The organism is Burkholderia semiarida (assembly GCF_029268935.1).
GTDB classification, from domain to species: domain Bacteria; phylum Pseudomonadota; class Gammaproteobacteria; order Burkholderiales; family Burkholderiaceae; genus Burkholderia; species Burkholderia semiarida.
The window spans coordinates 279578-300079 of record NZ_JAHLCL010000005.1 but is presented as its reverse complement, the minus strand read 5'-3'; the positions used below and the strand labels follow the sequence as shown (position 1 = coordinate 300079).

Below are 20502 nucleotides of genomic sequence, written 5' to 3'. Positions count from 1 at the left end.
TGACTCGATTACCGCACGACTTTCGTCAGCCCGTCGCGGGTGAAGCGCCTGACCTTGTCCTCGTCGAGCGCGATGCCGAGACCGGGGCCGTCCGGCACGGTCAGTTCGAAGTCGCTGTAGTCCAGCGGTTGCGTCAGGATTTCCTCGGTGATCAACAGCGGACCGAACAGTTCGGTGCCCCACTGCAGGTTCGCGACGCTCGCGAACAGGTGCGCGGACGCCACCGTGCCGAACGCGCCTTCGAGCATCGTGCCGCCGTACAGCTCGATGCCGGCCGCGTCCGCGATCGCCGCGACGCGTTGCGCGGCGAACAGGCCGCCACTCTGTTCGATCTTGATCGCGAACACGTCGGCGCCGTGATGCTTCGCGATCTCGAATGCGCTGTCCGGGCCTTGCAGGATTTCGTCGGCCATCAGCGCGACCGGGAAGCGGCGCATCAGGCGCGCGAGCGCCGCGGCCGACGCCACAGGCTGCTCGACCAGTTCACAGCCCGCATCGGCGAGCGCCGGGATCGCGCGCGCGGCCTGCGTTTCGCTCCACGCCATGTTCACGTCGACGCGCACCGACGCGCGCTCGCCGAGCGCCTGCTTGATCTCGGCCACGTGGCGGATGTCCGTTTCCGGCGCTCTCGCGCCGATCTTCAGCTTGAATACGTTGTGGCGGCGCAGGTCGAGCATGCGTTCGGCTTCGGCGATGTCGGCGGCCGTATCGCCCGACGCGAGCGTCCATGCAACCGGCAGGCGGTCGCGGCGGCGGCCGCCGAGCAGTTCGCTGACCGGCACGCCGAGACGCTTGCCGTGCGCGTCAAGCAGCGCGGTTTCGAGCGCGCTCTTCGCGAAGTGATTGACCTTCGCGAGCTTGCCGACATGCGCCATCAGCGCCTGGACGCGCGTCGCGTCACGGCCGACGATCGCCGGCGCGAGGTACGCGTCGATCGCGAGCTTCATCGCTTCCGGGCTTTCCGGGCCGTAGGCCATTCCGGCGATCGTCGTGCCTTCGCCGATACCGGTCACGCCGTCGCTGCAGAACACCTTCACGAGCATCAGCGTCTGGCCGTGCATCGTGGCCACCGACAGCTTGTGCGGGCGGATCGTCGGCAGATCGACGAGGCGGGTTTCGATGCGTTCGATGGTCGCGGAGGACATGGGGTGCGCTGCGTGGGGGTGGTTCATGGGACGGATTTATACGCGGCGGGGAAACGGGGCGTCCAATACTTTTAGGCGGGATTTTCGATACCTGGCAGGTATTGAAATCGCACTAGCATCGCGAATATTGCGGTGCGCCATACCTGTTTTGGATAGGTATGCTGGCTGGGAGGCTTGCAGGCGCGCGGTCGCGCGGTCGCGCGGGTTCGGGGTGGTGTTTGAGCGGAAGCTTACCGCTACTGCTTTTGGCAGCCGGAAAGCCCGCTGAAACCGGTGGCCTGTCGAGGCGATCAGGGTTTTCCTGATGGGAAAAAGGGTGGGGCTGGTCGCCCGGTCTTCAGCTTCGGTGTCGGTTGCTACGAATGATCGGAAGGAAGTGGGTAGGCGGATATCGACGTTCTTGAACGACCCTCGTCGTCTGTCAGAAGCCGACGGGCGCTATCGCCCAGAAAGCGACCTTCGTTCGCGGCCTAGATGCCACCGTGCGCGGCAATGAACATGGCGACGGCCGACCGGCAATAGGACTCGATTTCGTCGTCGTCCTCTGCGCGCGCCTCATCGAAGCGCGCGACAAGCAGAAGATCGGATCCTTTGAAAAGCGCGGCAAACAAGCGGGCGGACCGGTGAGCATCGGGCACGTTCAGAATCGCTTTCGCGTGCAACTGACGCAACACCGCCTCGATTTGAGCGATGACACGGGCCGGCCCGGCTTCGTAATGGAGCTTGCTCAACGACCTTTGGTTCGTCTTGTCGGCCAAAACCATGGCTTCGACACTGCGGACGTCCGGGCTCAACAGCGTGCGAAGCAGCGATGATCCCACCGCCATGAGCTGATCTTCGACCGAACCGTCGACGCCTTCGGAAAGGGTCTGCGGTGCGAATTGATCGCAACGAGCCACCATGGCCGCGCTGAACAGCGCCTCCTTGTTCTCGAAGTGCCGATAGATGCTGAGCTTGGATATCTTCGCCCGCTGGGCGACCTTGTCCATGGTCGTCGCTTGAAAACCCAATTCCACAAAGAGTTCGGACGCGGCGTCGACTATCGTTTGGCGAAGCGCTTCGTTCGCCGGCCGGCCGCGGCGGCCCGGGTTGTTTTCGGTCACGACAATTCCAGTACTTGACAGTATTCAAATTCCAGCATTACGATACCATGCAGTATCACAAATGTGCAAGCCAATGGGGTCGGCTTCGCGTATCGCTGGACGATATTGCGCATCAGCCCGCCCCCTCCATCCACGACACGGAGCCCATCACCATGAACGACGTCATCATCATCGGCGGCAGCTTTGCCGGCCTCGCCGCCGCCCTGCAGCTCGGTCGGGCCCGCCGCGCGGTCACCGTGCTCGATACCGGCCGGCCGCGCAACCGCTTTGCCGGCCATTCGCATGGCCTGCTCGGCCACGATCACAAGCCGCCGCTGGACATCCTGGTCGAGGCGCGACGGCAACTGGCGCGCTATCCGACGATCACGCTGGTCAATGCCCGGGCGGAGAGCGTGTCCGGCGCGATCGACGATTTCCGTGTCGTCACCGACGATAACGAAAGCCTGACGGCGCGCCGCCTGATCCTGAGCTATGGCGTCGCCGATCAGATGCCCGATGTTCCGGGCTTCGCGGAAAGCTGGGGCACGTCCATCGTACCCTGCCCCTATTGCGACGGCTTTGAAGCCGCCGGCCAGCATTGGGGGCTCGTTTGGTCCGGCCCGCAGTCGCACCAGTCTGTCAGGCTGTTCCGCGACTGGACCGACAAATTGACCGTCTTCGCCGATGGTCACGACATCGCGCCTGAGATCCAGGCCGATCTGGCCCGCCGCAACATCCCTGTCGTCGATGGCCGGATCGTGGAGATCGCCCATCGCAATGGCCATATCACCACCGTCAATCTCGATACCCGCCGCCATGTCGCGGTCGACATCCTGTTCGCCCAGCCGCGCAACAAGCCGTCCGCAAGCCTGCATGAATCGCTGGGCCTCGCCACGGTCGATACGCCCACCGGCATCGTCCTCGAGGTCGACGCGCGCCGCCAAACCAGCATGCCCGGTATCTACGCCGCCGGCGACCTCGCCACGCCATTCTTGCCCTCGGCCACCCAGGCATCGTCGCAGGGCGCGATGGCGGGTATCTTCGCCCAACAATCGATGCTGGTTTGAGCACGCGGATTCCGTTCTCCGGTTGCATCGACACCTTCGAAGCGGCTGGCGTGGATCGGCGAGGTGAAGGACGGATTCGTCCAGTTTGACGGAATGGCAGGAGCGGTTGGTGTGCGTCGCGTTCCGGCGGCAGGCGGCGCCGGTCTCGACGCCTGAGACGATCACGCGCAGGTCTGGCGCCTTGTTGCTGGTGGAGGTGGCCTGGCTCGAGAAAAGCCGAGCATGGGCCTTGGCGCCGCTTTGCGCGCCGAGCCTTCGGATACGGCGCACGTCGCGCCGCACCCGCTCTACCTGCCGCGTCATCAGCCGGCACGCCGCAACAATCCACCCACCGACTGTCCAGTTTCCGTACACCGAATCGCGAACGCTCTCCAAACCATGCGCGCGCCGCGCGTGGGAAGAAACCCGGATAGCCCCGCTTCCCCACACCGGCCTACCCTCGCGCGCACGCCGGTCGACGCCAGGCAACACCCGATCCGGCGATCCGAATTTCCCCAGGAGCGCACATGGATAGCAGCAGGAACCCCGCCCTCTTCGACGCCGACATCTGGCGCGGCAGGATCTTCACCGGACGCTGGCACGCGAGCCCGCATGCGGCCGACGTGATCGAACCGGCGACCGGCAACACGCTCGGCCGCATCGGTCTCGCGGATAGCGCGGCCATCGCCGACGCATCGGCCGCCGCACATCGCGCACAGCCCGCGTGGTTCGCCCTACCCTACGACGAGCGCGCGGCGGTGCTGCGCCGCGCAGCGGCCGTCGCCGAAACACACTTCGACGCGATCGTCGACTGGCTCGTGCGCGAAAGCGGCTCGACCCGCGCGAAGGCGTCATTCGAAACGTCCGTCACGATCAAGGCGCTGCACGAAGCGGCCGGACTGCCGTCGCGCGCGGCCGGCGAAGTGCTGCCGTCGACGGCCGGCCGGCTGTCGCTCGCGCGCCGCCGCCCGCGCGGGGTGGTCGGCGTGATCTCGCCGTTCAACTTCCCGCTGTACCTCGCGATACGCGCGGTCGCGCCGGCGCTCGCGCTCGGCAACGCGGTCGTGCTGAAGCCCGATCCGCGCACCGCCGTGTGCGGCGGCGTCGCGATCGCCCGCGTGTTCGAACTCGCCGGCTTGCCCGAAGGCGTGCTGCACGTGCTGCCCGGCGACGGCGCGGCCGGCGCGGCGCTGGTCGCCGATCCGCACGTCGCGATGATCCAGTTCACGGGTTCCACCGCGGCCGGGCGCAAGGTCGGCGAAGCGGCGGGCCGCCATCTGAAGAAGGTATCGCTCGAACTCGGCGGCAAGAACTCGCTGATCGTGCTCGACGATGCCGACCTCGACCGCGCGGTCGCGAACACCGCGTGGGGCGCGTATCTGCATCAAGGCCAGATCTGCATGGCGACCGGCCGCGTGCTCGTGCAGCGCGCGATTCACGACCGCTTCGTCGCGAAGCTCGTCGAAAAGGCGCAAAGCCTGCGCGTGGGCGACCCGGCCACCGGCGACGTCGGCCTGGGCCCGCTGATCAACGCCGCGCAGCGCGACCATGCGGCGAGCGTGGTCGACGCGGCCCGCCGCGCGGGCGCGCGTGTCGAGACGGGCGGCGGCCATCGCGGCCTGTTCTTCGAGCCGACCGTGCTGAGCGGCGTCGCGCCGGGCAATCCGGCATTCGACGAGGAAATCTTCGGGCCGGTCGCGATCGTCGTGCCGTTCGATACCGACGAGGACGCGATCGCACTCGCCAATCAAACCGAATACGGGCTGTCGATGGCGATCCTGTCGGCCGACGTCGGCCGCGCGCTGCGGATCGGCGAGCGCTTGAACACCGGGCTGCTGCACATCAACGACCAGACGGTCAACGACGAAGCGATCAACCCGTTCGGCGGCGTCGGCGCATCGGGCAATGGCTCGAGCATCGGCGGTGCGGCAAACTGGGAGGAATTCACGCAGTGGCAGTGGCTGACGATCAAGGGCGAAGCGCCGCTGTATCCGATCTGACGAGGAGACCGATCATGTACACCGAACACGATACACGCGCCGTCACCGCGGCCGTCGCGCGCGCGGCCGGCGCACCCTTCTCCATTGAATCCGCCCGCATTCGCTCGCCGCGCGGCGACGAGGTGCTCGTGCGCGTCGTCGCGACCGGCTTGTGCCATACCGACCTGATCGTGCGCGACCAGTACTATCCGGTGCCGCTGCCGGCCGTGCTCGGCCACGAAGGCGCCGGCGTGGTCGAGGCGGTCGGCCCGAACGTGAAGACGCTCGCGGCCGGCGATCACGTCGTGCTGACCTACGGCGCGTGCGGCCACTGCGCGTCGTGCGTCGGCGGTCACGGCGCGTATTGCCGGCAGTTCTTCGCGCTGAATTTCGGTGGCGCCGACTCGGACGGCCAGACGGCCATGCGGGACGAGGCCGGGCAACCGCTGCACGATCACTTCTTCGCGCAGTCGTCGTTCGCGAGCTACGCGCTCGCACGCGAGAACAACGCGATCAAGGTGCCGAAGGAAGCGCCGCTCGAACTGCTCGGCCCGCTCGGCTGCGGAATCCAGACCGGCGCGGGCGCGGTAATCAATTCGCTCGCGGTGCGCCCGGGCAGCAGCTTCGCGAGCTTCGGCGCGGGCGCGGTCGGCATGAGCGCCGTGATGGCCGCGCGCATCGCCGGCGCGACGACGATCATCGCGGTCGACATCGTGCCGTCACGGCTCGCGCTGGCGCTGGAGCTCGGCGCGACGCATGCGATCAACAGCCGGGAAGTGGACGTCGTCGACGCGATCCGCGAGATCACCGACGGCGGCGTCGACTACGCGCTCGAATCGACCGGGCTGCCGGCCGTGCTGTCGCAAGGGATCGACGCACTCGGCTCGCGCGGCACGATGGGCGTGGTCGGCGCGCCGAAGCTGGGCACGAAGGCGGAATTCGACGTGAACAGCCTGCTGCTCGGCGGCCACACGATCCGCGGCATCGTCGAAGGCGACAGCGTGCCGCAGACGTTCATTCCGCAGCTCGTGCAGCTGTATCTGCAAGGTCGGTTTCCGTTCGACCGGCTGGTGAAGTTCTATCCGCTCGACCAGATCAACCAGGCGGCGGAAGACAGCAGCAACGGAAGCACGCTCAAGCCGATCCTGCGGTTGCCGCATTGAGCGGCGATGCGCCGCCGTCCGCGCGGTACATGGCGACCGCCGGGGGCCTCGCACGGCAGCGTAGCCGCCGCGAAAATACCGCGCCGGGGGCGCCGGGCTATATTACGCATTCGCGCGACACGGGGCCTGCACGTCCAGCCCCGACCTTCGACCCCAACTGGAGCGCAGCGTGAATACAGCCCCCGAATCCCCTGCACGGCCGGTCGACCTCCACCGGCTTCGCGCCCGCTTCGCCGCGGGCGAGCCGCTGCCGGAAACGGCGTTGCCGGCCAGCGTCGCGCGCTCGTGGCTGCGTTCGCGCGCGGCCGGGCTGCGGCCGTGGGAAGCCGCCCGCTATGAAATGCAGCGCGAGCGCGACGAATCCCGCGACGACCGGCGGCTCTATCGCTGCGTCGCGCAGGAGATCGAGCCGCTGTGGGCCGCGTTCGGCGGCCGCGAATGGGCGATCATGTGCGTCAACCCACGCGGCACGATCGTGCATGCGCGGCGCAGCCCGCAATGCGACGACCCGCTGCTGACGCCGATCGTCGCCGGCCGCCGGATCGTCGAACCGAACATCGGCACGACCGCGCCGAGCTGCGTGATTCACGACGGCGCCGAGGCCGTCGTCGCGGGCGCGCAGCACTATCTCGACGAGTTCTCGCGGGTGTTCTGTCTCGCGGTGCCGCTCGTCGGTTTCGACGGCGAAGTGATCGGCGCGCTCGATATCACCGGGATCGGCCGGCGCAACGTCGCGCAATTGCACGAGCCGTTCCGGCATGCGTCGCTGTCGGCCGAGCAGCGGCTCTATGCGATGCTGCGCGGCTGCCATCTGCTGCAGGTGCAATTCGATCCGCGCTGGCTCGGCACGCCGCTCGCCGGCGTCATCGCGCTCGACGAAGCGGGCCGCGTGCGTGCGGTGAGCCGCCTGGCGCGCCGGATGCTCGATCTCGCGCCCGAAGGGCCGGTCGCGCCGGTCGGTCACCGGCAACTGTTTCCCGGCGCGACACCCGCGCAGCAGCGTCGCTTGCTGACACCGTCGCGCACGCCGCAGCGGATCGCGCGCGACGATGGCAGCCACGTGTGGGTGCGCACCGTGCGTGCACCGCTCGATCGCGCGACCGCGGCGCGGCACGCCGACGTGCTCGCCGACGCGGAGGACGTGTGCCACGCGGCACCGGCCGGCCGCCCTCACGCCAACGCCAGCCTGCGCGAACAGTCGCTCGATGCGATCCGGCGCGCGCTCGACGAGCATGACGGCAACGTGTCGGCGGCCGCGCGGCAACTCGGCATTTCACGCACGACGCTGTATGCGAAGCTGCGACAGCGCGATGCGGCAGGGATCAGGCACGGCGGGGCGCATTGACCATGCGGGATGAAGTGCGGTGTGGCGATGGCGCTAAGCCACTGCCCGCCGCTCATGCAGCCGCAACGCGAGCCACGCGATCCCGACCGCGAACGCGCCGACCACGCCGCCGAAGGTGCCGATCCACGGCAGCCCGAAGTCGCCCGCGATATGGTTGCCGAGCAGCGCGCCGGCGCCGATCCCGACGTTGTACAGCCCGGAGTAGATCGACACGGCCAGGTCGGTCGCTTCGGGCGCCAGCTTCAGCACCCATGCCTGCATCGCCAGCCCGAAACAGACGATCGCGCCGCCCCACACCAGCGTGTGCACGGACAGCGTGACGATGTTCAGCGCGCACGGGAACAGGATCAGCAGGCAGCCCGACAGCGCGACGATCGACGCCAGCAGGAAATCGTCGGGCCGGTGCGGATAGACGCGATTGAAGCAGACCGCGGCCGGCAGGCCGGCGACGCCGAACAGGATCAGCACGTACGTGATCCGGCTGTTGCTCGCATGGTTGATGCTCTGCACGAACGGTTCGATGTACGTGTACGACGTGAAGTGCGCGGACACGACCAGCACGGTGATCGCGTACAGCGCGACCAGCGCCGGCTTGCGCAGGAACACGCCGATGCTGCTCAGCGACCCGGCGCCCTGGCTCGGCAGCAACGGCAACGTGGCGCGCAGCAACAGCAGCGTGACGCCCGCCGCGCCCGCGATGATCAGGAACGTGATGCGCCAGCCGAACGCCTCGCCGATCACGCGTCCGAGCGGAATGCCGGCCACCATCGCGATCGCCGAGCCCATCGCGATCAGGCTGAGCGCACGGCTCTTGCGGTCGCTCGGCGCGAGCCGCACCGCGAGCGGGATCGAAATCGACCAGAACACCGCATGCGCGCACGCGATGCCGAGCCGGCCGATCATCAGCACCGTGAAATTCCACGCGAAGCCGGTCACGACGTGGCTGCCGACGAACACCAGCAGCGCGACGCTCAATAGCTTGCGGCGCTCGACGTGCCGCGTGACGAAGGTCAGCGGCAGCGACACGACCGCGACGGCCCACGCGTAGATCGTCAGCATCAGGCCGACGGCGGTCGGCTGCATCTGCAGGCTGTCGCCGATCGCGCTCAACAGCGCGACGGGCACGAATTCGGTGGTATTGAAGATGAAGGCGGAGAGTGCCAGGGCCAGAACGCCCCACCACGATTGTTCGGAACTGACGGCGTCGGGGGTTGCCATACGGGGATTCGACGAAGGTTGGGCGCGCGCGGGCGGCCCGCCCGGCGCATCGGCGCGATTGTACCAGCGCTGTTCGACACGCCGCCGCCGGGCGCGGCGCGTGCGGCGCGTGCGGCGCGGGACATGGCGGTGACACGGCCGCGCGCCGATAATGTGACGAACCGGGTTTTACCGACGATTTGCCCGACCACCATCAGGCCAGGAGAGTTACATGCGCATTGAAACGTCATTTCTGTTCGATCTCGACGGCACGCTCGTCGACAGCGTCTATCAGCACGTGCTCGCGTGGAAGGAAGCACTCGATGCCGAAGGCATCGAACTGTCGGTGTGGCGCATCCATCGCAAGATCGGGATGAGCGGCGGCCTGTTCCTGAATCAGCTGCTGCGCGAGACGGCCGGCGACATCGACGCCGAGCGCGTCGAGCGGCTCGCACGGCTGCATGCGGCCGCGTACCAGCGGCTGCGCGCGCAGGTCCGGCCGCTGCCGGGCGCGCGCGAATTGCTGGCCGCGCTGTCGAATGCCGGCATTCGCTGGGCGATCGCGACCAGCGGGCGAATGGAAACCGCGGCGATCAATCTCGAGGCGCTCGGCGTCGATCCGGCGAAGAACGTCGTCGTCACGCGCGATCAGGTGAAGTATGCGAAGCCGGACCCGGACCTGTTCCTGACCGCCGCCGCGAAACTGAACGTGCCGATCGAGCATACGGTGGTGGTCGGCGACAGCATCTGGGACATGCTCGCCGCCGCCCGCTGCCGCGCGCTCGGCGTGGGGCTGCTGTCGGGCGGCTACGGCAGCGACGAGCTGGAGCGGGCGGGCGCGCTGCGCGTGTACGACGATCCGGCCGATCTGCTGTGGCATCTGGACGAGGTCGCCGCGCGGCCGTAGGCGCAGTTAGGTCGCGCCCGGTCCGTTCATGCGTGAACGGCGTTTCAGTCGAGCCGGACGCCGTGTGTCCGCACGGCCTCGTCCGGCCGAGGCAGCCGCGTGCGCGATTCGTTCACGGCGCGGCTGCTTTTTCGATTCATCGAATCGAAACAATCCCCACCGTCATTGACGATTGAGATTTCAATATCTTTATCGGCGCCTGTTTTCCCGTGTTTTTAAAACAGACGGGAAGATTCTTGAAAAATCGAATCGCCTCTCATATAACAAAGACACTTCGTTTCCGGTTCACGGTCGCAGTATCCGAATCGTGAAAATGCGAGTCACATACGGAGCCGAACCGGCCAGCCGGTGCAACCCGCGTCGCTAGGCGTCCCGCACATGATCGGGCCTGCCTCGCGATGCCGCGTCACGGCGCCCTTTCCGCCATTTATCCGGGGATTCTATAAATGCGCACGGATCTTTCACCTTCATAACGTTTCAACGAAAGCATTACATCGTTTTATTCAATCGCACGATCGTACGTATCGGCACGCGCTTTTTTTTCGTTCCGGCGTTTCGTGAATACGTGTGCTGCCGCTCGATCGGCGGGTGTTGTTTTTGTCCAGTTTGACGAAAATAAACGACGCGAGGATTCCGATGAATCAGGTCAGCGAACAGGCGATCGTCGACATGCGGGCAGCGCATCCGGCGCCCGCCCTGCCGATCCGGGTGCTGCACGGCGACACGGTGAGCGATTACGAGCGGAAAGTGCAGACGACCTACGCCGGCAGCCCGGACGACTGGCGCAAGGCGATCGGCGAATATCTGTTGTTCCAGTTCGGCGTCTACGACGATCCGCGCTCCACGCCGCCGATCTCGCTCGACGAGTCGGGCATTCGCTACTTCGAACGCCAGCTTGGCCTCGCCGGCTTCGACGATCCCGTTCCCGCGCGCGTCGAGCGCATTCTCGACATCGGCTGCGGCTGGGGCTACATCCTCAAGTATCTCGCCGGCCGTTTCCCGGGCTGCATCCGCCTCGACGGCGTCAACGTCAGTCGCGAACAGCTCGAGTACTGCGCACGTTTTCATGCGCAGCACGGGCTCGCCGGGCGCATCAACCTGTATCAGTGCAACGCGCAGGACGTCGATCGGCTGCCCGATCCCGGGACGCCGTACGATCTCGTCATCATTCGCGGCGTGATCTCGCATTTCCCGAACGCGCTGTACGAAAAGGCGATGCGCGCGCTGCATGCGCGTGTGCGCGGCGGCGGCTCGGTCGTCATCTCGGACAATCTGTACAACGTCGATCTGAACGAATACCGGTCCGACACGCCGGACGAGGTCGACCGGATCGCGTGCAAGCATCGCAAGACGCCCGACTATTTCAGGCAGGTGCTGATCGACGCCGGGTTCGCGATCCGCGACATGCGCGTGCTGCCGTCGAACATCGACGTCGCGCGCTGGCTGATGGATGCCAAGGCCAACATCGATCGCCATTTTCCGCACCGCGCGCCGGACACGCTGGAAGAATTGCGCGTGCTCGCCGAAAACTGGTCCGTCGCGCTGATCAAGAACAAGGTGTCGACCTACAGCATCGTCGCGGTCAAACCCGACGCGTAACCGGGAGATCCGCATGCAAGCATCCGGAACGCCACGCGCCGCGGCCGCCCCGTCGGGCGCGACGGACACGCTGGTGCTCCCGCTGCCGCGTCTGTCGCTGCCGCTTGCCCGGCACCCTCAGCATCAAGCGATCGAGCAGCAGCTTGCGATCGACGACTACCCGTACATCCTGCGGCACTATCGCAGCGAGGCGGCGGCTCGCCGTTTTCTCGCGCAGCGGATTCCCGCATACGGCAGCCTGTGCTACCCGAACGCGCGGCCCGATCGCGTGTACGCGATCCATCGCATGATGAACGTCACGACGCTGATGGACGATGCCTTCACGCATCTCGCGCGCACCGGCGATCAGGCGGGGCTCGACGCGTTGCACGCTCATTTCCTCGCCGCGGTCGACGGCACGCCGCCGCCGGCCGATGCGCCTGCCGCGCAACTGCTGTACGACACGCTGCGCGCGATGCGCACCGTACTCGACGCGCGTCCGGCGTTCCGGCAGCGGCTCGTCGAATGCATCCGCGAACAGATCCGCACGCAGGCCGACCCGACGGCGACCGACGCGGCGCGCCTGTCGCTCGCCGATTATCTGGCGTTTCGCCGGGTCGAGGGCTTCGGACACTGGATCACGCTGCTCACCGAATATGCGCTCGACGTCGACATGGGGCAGCGCCTCGCGCAATACGCGGCACTGGCCGACGCGCGTAACGCCGCGATCGATTCGGTGCTCCTCGTCAACGACCTGTTTTCGTTTCGCAAGGAACGGTCCGCGCGCGAGCGCTTCAACGCCGTGTGGATCCTGATGCGCGTGGAGGAATTGGGCGTTCAGGCGGCGCTCGACCGGTTGGCCGCGCTCTGCACGGCGAACGAACGCCGCCTGGTCGACGCGCAGCAGGCGGTAACGACAGGCGTGCTGGCAGGCGACGCCGACGCGCACGCGTACGTGACGGAGCTCGGCTACATGAGTGCGGGCAATGCGGAGTTTCACGCGTTCAGCACCCGCTACCACGGCGACGATTTCGGTGGCGGGCGCTTCACAGGGGGCGAAATCGCGATGACGGCGCTCCCGACACTCGACGAAATCGCCGTGCGCGACCGTCGCGATTCGCGCTGGTGAACGGAGACATGCGCATGCATTCATCGATTCATTTCGCGCCCGACCCCGCCGCGGCGGCGCGACCTCGCTACCCGGACGGCTGGTTCGCGCTGGCATACAGCCGCGACGTCAGACCCGGCGCGCTCGTCGTCACGCGCTTCATGGGCGAGGACGTCGTGCTCTATCGAACGGCATCCGGCCTGATTCGTGCGGTCGCGCCGCATTGCCCGCACCTCGGCGCCCATCTCGGGCATGGCGGCGTCGTGCGCGGCGAGGAGATCGTGTGCCCGTTCCATCATCTCGCGTTCGCGCCGGACGGCACTTGCGTGCGGGCCGGGCGCGACGGCAAGCCGCCCGCCGTCGTGCTGCGGCAGCGCCACGTGTGCGAATGGAACGGCGTCGTGCTCGCGTGGCAGGACCGTGCGGGCGCCGCGCCGCGGTGGTCGCTGCCCGAGCTGGACCTCACGGGCTATTCGCGACCGCGCGGCCAGTGCCACACGCTGAACGGCAGCCTGCAGAATCCGGCCGAGAACGGCGTCGACGTCAACCATTTCAGCCCGGTGCACGGGTGGTCGAATCCCGTGCTGGAGCCACCGGAAGCCGACGGCCACCGAATGACGATGCGCTCGACGCTCGTGCTGCTCGGGCAACGGTTGCTGCTGGACATCACGATGCACGGCCTCGGCTGCATGGCCGCGCGCATGGAACTGCCGGACCTCGGGCTGCACGCGCGGGTCGTGCTGTTCCCGACGCAGATCGAACCTGATCGCTGGACGTGCCGTGAATTCGTTGCGCTGCGCGTCGAACGCGCGTCGGCGTGGCCGTCGCCGCTGCGCCGGGTCGTGCACGAGATGCTCGTGAGCGCCGCGTACCGGTTGTGGTTCGTGCCGCAATTCAAGCGCGACCTGCGCATCTGGGACCACCGCGACTACGACGCGCGCCCGACGCTGATGGCCGGCGAGATGCCGATCATGACGTTCCGGCGCTGGGCCGCGCAGTTCTATCCGGAAGCCCGCGGCGACGCGCCCGACGGGCAACATGGGCAACACGGCGCCGTGCCGGCGGCCGTCGCCCACGCCGACCGGGCATTCGCGCGATGAACGCCATGCCGACGCAGGAGCGCGCGATGCATGCAGCCAGCCCCGTCGACGAAGCCGCCCCGCTGCCCTATCCGGACGGATGGTTCGCGCTGTGTTTCAGCCGCGAGCTGAAGCGCGGGGCCGTGCTCACGACGCCTTTCATGGGGCGCGATGTCGTGCTGTACCGGACGGCCTCGGGCGTCGCGTGTGCGGTCGACGCATATTGCCCGCATCAGGGCGCGCATCTCGGCCACGGGGGCACCGTCGACGGCGAGCAGATCGTCTGTCCGTTCCATCACTACGCGTACGGCCCCGACGGCCGGCGCACCACGGCCCGCTGCATGAAGGGTAGCCAGGAACTGGTGCTTCGCACATGGCACGTGCGCGAATGGAACGGCTTCGTGTTCGTGTGGCAGAACGCCGACGGGCTGGCGCCGACGTGGGAGTTGCCCGAAGTGGACATGACCGGCTTCTCGGCGCCGGTCGGCCAGGCATTCACGCTGCGCGGCGTGATGCAGAACCTGCCGGAAAACGGCTACGACCTCGAACATTTCGGCGCGCTGCATCGCTGGAAGGACATGAAACCGCATGCGCCCGTAATCGACGGGCCGCGCATTTCGATGCAGGTGGACATGGCGTGGAAGAACATCAGATGGAGCACGCTGATTGGCGTTCATGGCCTGGGCTGCGTGTCGTCCGACCATGAAATGAAGGCGATCGGCCTCGAAGCGAAGATCTTCGCGTGCGGCGTGCAGATCGCGCCGCTACGCTGGACCTTCCGGGACGGTATTTCGTTCCGCTTTTCGTGGCTGTCGAAGTGGCCCGCCCCGTTACAGCGGATCGTCTACGCCGCGCTCGGCCGGTTGCTGCACCGACTGTGGCTGGTGCCCGTTTTCAAGGAAGACATCATGGTGTGGAACAATCGCGACTACACGGGCTACGGTACGCCGGGTGCCGGTGACGGACCGTACCCGGTGTTTCAGCGCTGGGCGCGGCAGTTCTATCCCGGCGTCGAGCGGCCCGCGGCGCGGCGCCCGGCCGCGCATGCGGACACGGTCGCCGAAAAATAGCCAAGGGAGGAATGTACGCGGCGCGCCCGCCGAACGCACGACCCTACACCGTCCGTCTGACCAGCATCGTCCGGCAGCGAAACAGCCTGATATATTCCCATTGCCATAATTAAGTCTGGGCGAAATATGCAGGTCACCAGAAAAAATCTAATCGCGATCTCGGCCGTTTTGGTCTTGGCGATTCCGTCTCTTATGTTGCGCGAATCATATGGGGGTTGCGAAAACTATACTCAAGCTTTTAACGGGGGAACGAAAGAGTTCGGTGGCGAGCAATACAAAATCGAGCTGTGTGGGGCACCTCGCTCTCTTGGCGACGGCGACGAAATTCGTCTCCGGGTGATAGGCTCGGCAGGAAATGTGCTGGCGGAGAGGTATTTCGCGGTGCGCACGATCAACGATGCAGCTCCTCGGGAACTGGAGTACGGCGACGACACGATTTTCTACTACGACCAATCGAAGTCGTCGCCCTTGCGCTTCATCGCCATGCCGCCTTCCAGGATGGACCGGTTGACGGCCCAAATGCCTTTGCTCCAACGACTGATCTCGGTATTTTCATAAGTCCGGGAGCAAGCATTCAGACGTGGCATATCACACCGTCCGCCTGACCAACATCGTCCGGATCTCCGAAATCGCCTTGGTCGGATTCAGCCCCTTCGGGCACACGTCCGTGCAATTCATGATCGTCCGGCAGCGAAACAGCCGGTACGGATCCTCCAGATCGTCGAGCCGCTCGGCCGTCGCGAGATCGCGCGAATCGGCGATGAACCGGTACGCCTGCAGCAGCCCGGCCGGGCCGACGAACTTGTCCGGGTTCCACCAGTAGCTCGGGCACGACGTCGAACAGCATGCACACAGGATGCATTCATACAGCCCGTCGAGCTGGTCGCGCTCTTCCGGCGACTGCAGCCGCTCCCGCGCGGGCGGCGTCGTGTCGTTGATCAGGTAGGGGCGAATCGAGTGGTACTGATTGAAGAAATCCGTCATGTCGACGATCAGGTCGCGCACCACCGGCAGCCCCGGCAACGGCCGCAGCACGATCTCGCGCGGCAGCGTCTGCATGTTGGTCAGGCACGCGAGACCGTTCTTGCCGTTGATGTTCATCGCGTCCGAGCCGCAGATGCCTTCCCGGCAAGAGCGGCGATACGCGAGCGTCTCGTCGTCGCGCTTCACGCGGCCGAGCACGTCGAGCAGCATGCGGTCGGCCGGGTCCACGTCGATCTCGTAGCGCTGCAGGTACGGCTGCGCGTCCCGATCGGGGTCGTAACGATAGATATGCAGGGTGCGCGGATCGCTCATCGTTTCCTCCCGGCGCCAGCCGGCATGGGTTCTCGGAGTGCTGCGGGATACTGTCGCGGCACGCGGCGCCGCAAGCGCCATGCCGCTCAGTCGTCGTCGACGCGCTTATCGATCAAATAGCGGCCGCGTTCGACGCCTGCCCGCAGCGCCTCGACCTCGGTCAGCCATTCGGGGCCGGCTGCCTCCGGCACCACCAGCTCGACGCGCGCGCCGTTGACGTATACCTGTACCTCGTCGCGCCATGCGCCGCGCTCGTTGGGCCGCGCCCACACGAGAATCTCGTGGCCGCGATACGGGTCCCGAACCTGTGCGTCCTGTTGATGTGCCAAGGTGGCCTCCTGTCTTATCTGCGATGGCGATGCAAAAAATGCGCGCCGCATGCACGCCGCGCACACCCCGGGCCTCGCGCGCACGGACCGTGCCCGGCCGGCACGCTGCTTGCGTCCCTTTTCCGCATCGAAGCGCTACCGGGCCCGCCTCGCGCAGGGCCCGAACGGATGCACATCATGATCGGTCACCTCGAATTGCTTGGACGCCTGCTGCTGGCCGCGCTGCTCGGCAGCGTGATCGGGCTCGAACGCGAGCGTCTGAACTGGGCCGCCGGGCTGCGCACGCACATGCTCGTGTGCGTGGGCTCCGCGCTCGTGATGCTGGTATCGACGTTCGGCTTCGAGGACGTGCGCGGGCAGAACGGCGTCGTGGTCGATCCGTCGCGGGTCGCCGCGCAGGTCGTGTCGGGCATCGGCTTCCTCGGCGCGGGCTCGATCCTGCTGCGCGGCGAAGTGGTGCGCGGGTTGACGACGGCCGCGAGCCTGTGGGCCGTGGCCGGCGTCGGGCTTGCCGCGGGCGGCGGCATGGTCGTTGCGTCGGTCGGCGCGACGGCGATCGTGCTCGTTATCCTCGCAGGCGTGAAGCCGCTCGAGCGCCGTTTCATTGCGCAGCGCCAGCAACGCACGCTGCTGCTGGTGGCCGAGCGCGGCGGCCTGACGCTCAACACGCTGCACGAAGCGCTCGGCCCCGGCCGCGTGCGCGTGAAACGGTTCATCGTCCAGCAGTCGGACGACGATCCGGACACCGACGACATCTCCGTCTCGTTCTCGCGCACGAGCGGGCCGGAATTCGCGGCGATCTGCGAGACGCTGCAAAACATCGCGTGCGTGCGGACCTGTCAACCCGACACCTCGTCAAGGAGTTTCGTGTGACCCAGACCGACCTGCTCTCCTATCTCGTGACGAGCCAGCTCGCCGCGCGCATGCGCACCGGCGCCTGGCTCACGACCAGCCAGCTGGTCGGCGCGTTGCGCGCGTGGCTCGCGTGCCGGCGCGCCGAATGCGACTGGCTCGACCGGATCAGGATCGCATACGCGTCGGCGACGATCGCGCAGGAGATCTACGACATCGCGGTCGTGCACGGCGAACGCGTGCGGCTCGACGCGCATTCGCCGGAACTGCAGGCGCTGCGTGCGCGCTGCGACGCACTGTTGCAGCGGATCGACGGCGACCGGGACGTCGGCGCTCGATGATCGTGCCGGACCGCGTGACCCGCGCCGAGGATCGGCGCATCGACGCCGCGCCGGCGGACGGCCCGCTGCGGCACGGCCTGCTCGAGCGCGGGCGCAACTGCGACGCGATCCGCGGCGCGGACCGCTTCGCGATGCTCGTCGACGGCGACGCGTACTTCTCGACGCTGCGCGCGGCGCTGCTGCGCGCGCGCCATACCGTGTTCATCGTCGGCTGGGACGTGGACAGCCGGATGCGGCTCGCGCCCGCGGGCGCCGGCGACACGCTGCCCGACACGCTCGCCGCCTTCCTGCACGCGCTCGCGTCCGCCCGCCACAACCTGCGCATCTACGTGCTCGCGTGGGACTTCGCGATGATCTACGCGCTGGAGCGCGACTGGCCGCCCGTGTATCGGGCCGGCTGGCGCGCGCATCGCGGCATCCGGTTCCGGCTCGACGACGCACATCCGCGCGGTGCGTCGCATCACCAGAAGCTCGTCGTGATCGACGACCGGCTCGCGTTCGTCGGCGGCCTCGACCTGACGCGCGCCCGCTGGGACACGCCGGCCCATGCGGCCGACGACCCGCGCCGCCGCGACGAGCACGGCATGCCGTACGCGCCGTTCCACGACGTGCACGCGATGTTCGACGGCGACGCGGCCGCCGCGATCGGCGAACAGGCGCGCTCGCGCTGGCTGCAGGCGTGCGGGCGCCCGATCGCGATCCGCGCGCAGCGGCATCTCGAGCGGGCGGCCGACGACGATCCGTGGCCGCCCGATGCGCGCGTCGACGTGCGCGACGTGCGGCTCGGCATCGCGTATACGGCGCCGCGCCACGGCGGCCGCGAGCCGGTGCTGCAGGTGCGCGCGCTCGTCGAGGACACGATCCGCGCCGCGCACCGGCACCTGTATATCGAAAACCAGTACTTCACCGCGGCGGTGGTGCGCGAAGCGTTGTCCGCTCGCCTTGCCGATGCGCACGGGCCGGACGTGACGGTCGTCGCGCCGCGGGTGCAGAGCGGCTGGCTGCAGGAAGCGACGATGGGCGTGCTGCGCGCGCGGCTGCACGCGACGCTCGCGTCGGCCGACCGCTTCGACCGCTACCGGCTGCTGTATCCGCACGTCGACGGGCTCGGCGACGCGTGCGTGAACGTGCACAGCAAGGTCGCGATCGTCGACGACGAATGCATCGTGATCGGCAGCGCGAACCTGAACAACCGCTCGATGCTGCTCGACACCGAATGCTGCATCGCGCTCGTCGCGGCAGGCGATCCACGCATTCGCGCGGCAATCGCCGGCATGCGCGAGCGGCTGCTGGCCGAACATCTCGGCACGACGCCCGCCGCGGTGGCCGACGCGTTCGCGGGCGGGGAGCGGCCGAACGTCGTGCTCGACCGGCTGCGCGCGAAGCCCGGCCGCACGCTGCGCACGCTCGATCCGGCCGTGTCGCCGCAATTCGAGGCGCTCGTGCCGGTCAGCGCGCGGCTCGATCCCGAGCAGCCGATCGAGCCGGACCGGTTCGTGCGCGAATTCGTGCCGCACGAGCAGCACCGCTCGCTCACCGCGCGCTTTTTCGTGCTCGGAGCGATCGTGCTCGCGATCGCCGCGCTCGCGCTCGCGTGGCGCTTCACGCCGCTGGGCGCGCACCTGAACGTCGCGTCGCTGTCGCATGCGGTGGCCGCCATCGCCCGGCTGCCGGCCGCGCCGGCGCTGCTGCTCGCGGCCTACGTGGTCGCGGCGACCTTCGCGGTGCCGATCACGCTGCTGATCGCCGCGACGGGGCTCGTGTTCGGCGCATGGCCAGGCTTCGCGTATGCGGGCGTCGGCTCGATGGCGGCGGCCGCCGCGACCTACGCGCTCGGCCGCTGGCTCGGGCGCGACGCGGTGCGCCGGCTCGCCGGCCCCCGCGCGAACCGGCTGAGCGAGCACATCGGCCGGCGCGGCGTGGTCGCGATGGCCGTGCTGCGGCTGCTGCCGATCGCGCCGTTTACCGTCGTCAACCTCGTCGCCGGCGCGTCGCACATCGGGCTGCGCGACTTCCTGATCGGCACCGCGCTCGGGATGCTGCCCGGCATCGTGCTGACCGTCACGTTCGCGCATCAGTTGACCGCGGCGCTCAGCCATCCCGGCCCTGGCGCGTTCGCGTGGCTCGCGGCGATCGGCCTCGCGCTGGTCGGCGTGTCGATCCTGCTCGTGAGGATATTGCGACGATGGCGCTGAGCAAACACGCGGCCCCGCCGCCGCACGTCGTCACCGCCGACGCGGCGCCTGCCGCCGCGCCGGGCGGGCGCGACCTGCGGATCGCGACCTACAACATCCGCGGCGGCTACGGCGCGTGGCCGGCGCGCTCGGCCGATCGGATCGCGGCGGTGATCGACGAACTCGACGCGGACGTGATCGCGCTGCAGGAGGTGCCGCTCGGCGGCACGCGCGCGCCGGACGTGCTCGCGCATCTGCGCGACGCGACCGGCATGCACGCGGTGGCCGGCCCGACGATCGACACGCCGGAGCGCCGCTACGGCAATGCGGTGCTGTCGCGCTGCCCGATCCGCGCGGCGCGCACGCTCGACCTGTCGTTCCACCCGCGCGAGCCGCGCGGCGCGCTCGACGCCGACATCGAGTGCAGCGTCGGCCCGATCCGCGTGGTGGCGACCCATCTCGGGCTGTCGGCGAGCGAACGAAGCGCGCAGGTGCAGCGGCTGCTCGCGGCGTTCGACACGGGCGCGATGCCGGTGATCCTGCTTGGCGACATCAACGAGTGGTTCGTGCGCGGCCGCGCGCTGCAAGCGCTGGTCACGCGGTTCCGGCGGGCGCCGGCGCCGCGCACGTTCCCGACCGTGTGCCCGGTGTTCTCGCTGGACCGGATCTGGATTCATCCGGGCGAGCTGCTGGTCGACGTGGTCGTACATCGCAGCGCGCGGGCGCGGCACGCATCGGACCACTATCCGCTGGTCGCGCGGATGCGCGCGACGCCCGCGACGGGCACGGCGCTTGCGCGGTGAGCCTTTTC

At 68.0% G+C, this 20502-nt stretch carries 19 protein-coding genes; 14 read left to right on the top strand and 5 right to left on the bottom strand.

Translation table 11 applies throughout. The annotated features are described in order from the left end of the window. Window positions 1-8: 8 nt before the first annotated feature. Together KPB06_RS08185 and KPB06_RS08180 are read right to left on the bottom strand one after the other, a co-directional pair. Window positions 9-1145, bottom strand: coding sequence for a muconate/chloromuconate family cycloisomerase (locus KPB06_RS08185; RefSeq protein WP_059575063.1), 1137 nt, complete (start codon window positions 1143-1145; stop codon window positions 9-11). 470 nt (window positions 1146-1615) lie between these two features. Next, window positions 1616-2248: a TetR/AcrR family transcriptional regulator gene (locus tag KPB06_RS08180; RefSeq protein ID WP_059575062.1), complete on the bottom strand. Its 633-nt coding sequence runs from the start codon at window positions 2246-2248 to the stop codon at window positions 1616-1618. Between the two features lie 152 nt (window positions 2249-2400). Between KPB06_RS08180 and KPB06_RS08175 the strand changes: the two genes are divergently transcribed. From KPB06_RS08175 to KPB06_RS08160, 4 genes are all read left to right on the top strand, one after another. After that, entirely contained in the window at window positions 2401-3294 is an 894-nt protein-coding gene (locus tag KPB06_RS08175; protein ID WP_275905380.1) for an NAD(P)/FAD-dependent oxidoreductase, read from the top strand. A gap of 506 nt (window positions 3295-3800) precedes the next feature. Further along, window positions 3801-5273, top strand: a complete 1473-nt coding sequence (locus tag KPB06_RS08170; RefSeq protein ID WP_275905381.1) for a benzaldehyde dehydrogenase — start codon at window positions 3801-3803, stop codon at window positions 5271-5273. Between the two features lie 14 nt (window positions 5274-5287). Continuing rightward, window positions 5288-6415 (top strand): NAD(P)-dependent alcohol dehydrogenase, encoded by a 1128-nt coding sequence (locus KPB06_RS08165; protein WP_275905382.1) that lies wholly within the window; start codon window positions 5288-5290, stop codon window positions 6413-6415. 169 nt (window positions 6416-6584) lie between these two features. Further along, window positions 6585-7760: a helix-turn-helix domain-containing protein gene (locus KPB06_RS08160; protein ID WP_275905383.1), complete on the top strand. Its 1176-nt coding sequence runs from the start codon at window positions 6585-6587 to the stop codon at window positions 7758-7760. Between the two features lie 33 nt (window positions 7761-7793). On the opposite strand, the gene KPB06_RS08155 is transcribed toward KPB06_RS08160, so the two are convergent. After that, window positions 7794-8978, bottom strand: a complete 1185-nt coding sequence (locus tag KPB06_RS08155) for a sugar transporter (protein ID WP_275905384.1) — start codon at window positions 8976-8978, stop codon at window positions 7794-7796. 211 nt (window positions 8979-9189) lie between these two features. Here KPB06_RS08155 and KPB06_RS08150 point away from each other — a divergent pair, with 211 nt between their 5' ends. The 6 genes from KPB06_RS08150 (at window position 9190) to KPB06_RS08125 (ending at window position 15257) form a co-directional block, all read left to right on the top strand. Next, window positions 9190-9864 (top strand): HAD family hydrolase, encoded by a 675-nt coding sequence (locus tag KPB06_RS08150; protein WP_027785977.1) that lies wholly within the window; start codon window positions 9190-9192, stop codon window positions 9862-9864. 636 nt (window positions 9865-10500) lie between these two features. Continuing rightward, window positions 10501-11463, top strand: coding sequence for an SAM-dependent methyltransferase (locus KPB06_RS08145; RefSeq protein WP_089466145.1), 963 nt, complete (start codon window positions 10501-10503; stop codon window positions 11461-11463). Window positions 11464-11476: 13 nt separating this feature from the next. Then, entirely contained in the window at window positions 11477-12571 is a 1095-nt protein-coding gene (locus tag KPB06_RS08140; protein WP_275905385.1) for a terpene synthase family protein, read from the top strand. Between the two features lie 14 nt (window positions 12572-12585). Next, window positions 12586-13650, top strand: a complete 1065-nt coding sequence (locus tag KPB06_RS08135) for a Rieske 2Fe-2S domain-containing protein (protein WP_059575221.1) — start codon at window positions 12586-12588, stop codon at window positions 13648-13650. 26 nt (window positions 13651-13676) lie between these two features. After that, the gene (locus KPB06_RS08130) at window positions 13677-14699 is read left to right on the top strand and encodes a Rieske (2Fe-2S) protein (RefSeq protein ID WP_230951135.1); all 1023 of its coding nucleotides are present in this window, start codon (window positions 13677-13679) and stop codon (window positions 14697-14699) included. A 126-nt stretch (window positions 14700-14825) separates the two neighbouring features. Beyond that, complete coding sequence (locus KPB06_RS08125; RefSeq protein ID WP_059575054.1) at window positions 14826-15257, top strand: hypothetical protein; 432 nt, start codon at window positions 14826-14828, stop codon at window positions 15255-15257. A gap of 30 nt (window positions 15258-15287) precedes the next feature. On the opposite strand, the gene KPB06_RS08120 is transcribed toward KPB06_RS08125, so the two are convergent. Next, window positions 15288-15995, bottom strand: coding sequence for a succinate dehydrogenase/fumarate reductase iron-sulfur subunit (locus KPB06_RS08120; RefSeq protein WP_059500499.1), 708 nt, complete (start codon window positions 15993-15995; stop codon window positions 15288-15290). Window positions 15996-16081: 86 nt separating this feature from the next. Continuing rightward, window positions 16082-16324: a DUF6566 family protein gene (locus KPB06_RS08115; RefSeq protein WP_059575053.1), complete on the bottom strand. Its 243-nt coding sequence runs from the start codon at window positions 16322-16324 to the stop codon at window positions 16082-16084. A 177-nt stretch (window positions 16325-16501) separates the two neighbouring features. On the opposite strand from KPB06_RS08115, the gene KPB06_RS08110 reads away from it, so the two are divergent. From KPB06_RS08110 to KPB06_RS08095, 4 genes are read left to right on the top strand one after another with little or no spacing between them, the layout of a single operon-like run. Further along, window positions 16502-17197 (top strand): MgtC/SapB family protein, encoded by a 696-nt coding sequence (locus KPB06_RS08110; RefSeq protein WP_059575219.1) that lies wholly within the window; start codon window positions 16502-16504, stop codon window positions 17195-17197. Next, window positions 17194-17517, top strand: a complete 324-nt coding sequence (locus KPB06_RS08105; protein WP_059575052.1) for a hypothetical protein — start codon at window positions 17194-17196, stop codon at window positions 17515-17517. Before KPB06_RS08110 ends, KPB06_RS08105 begins: the two co-directional genes overlap by 4 nt. Beyond that, window positions 17514-19712 (top strand): VTT domain-containing protein, encoded by a 2199-nt coding sequence (locus tag KPB06_RS08100; RefSeq protein WP_059575051.1) that lies wholly within the window; start codon window positions 17514-17516, stop codon window positions 19710-19712. Before KPB06_RS08105 ends, KPB06_RS08100 begins: the two co-directional genes overlap by 4 nt. Beyond that, window positions 19703-20494 (top strand): endonuclease/exonuclease/phosphatase family protein, encoded by a 792-nt coding sequence (locus tag KPB06_RS08095; protein ID WP_059575050.1) that lies wholly within the window; start codon window positions 19703-19705, stop codon window positions 20492-20494. The genes KPB06_RS08100 and KPB06_RS08095 overlap by 10 nt, the downstream gene beginning before the upstream one ends. Window positions 20495-20502: the final 8 nt, after the last annotated feature.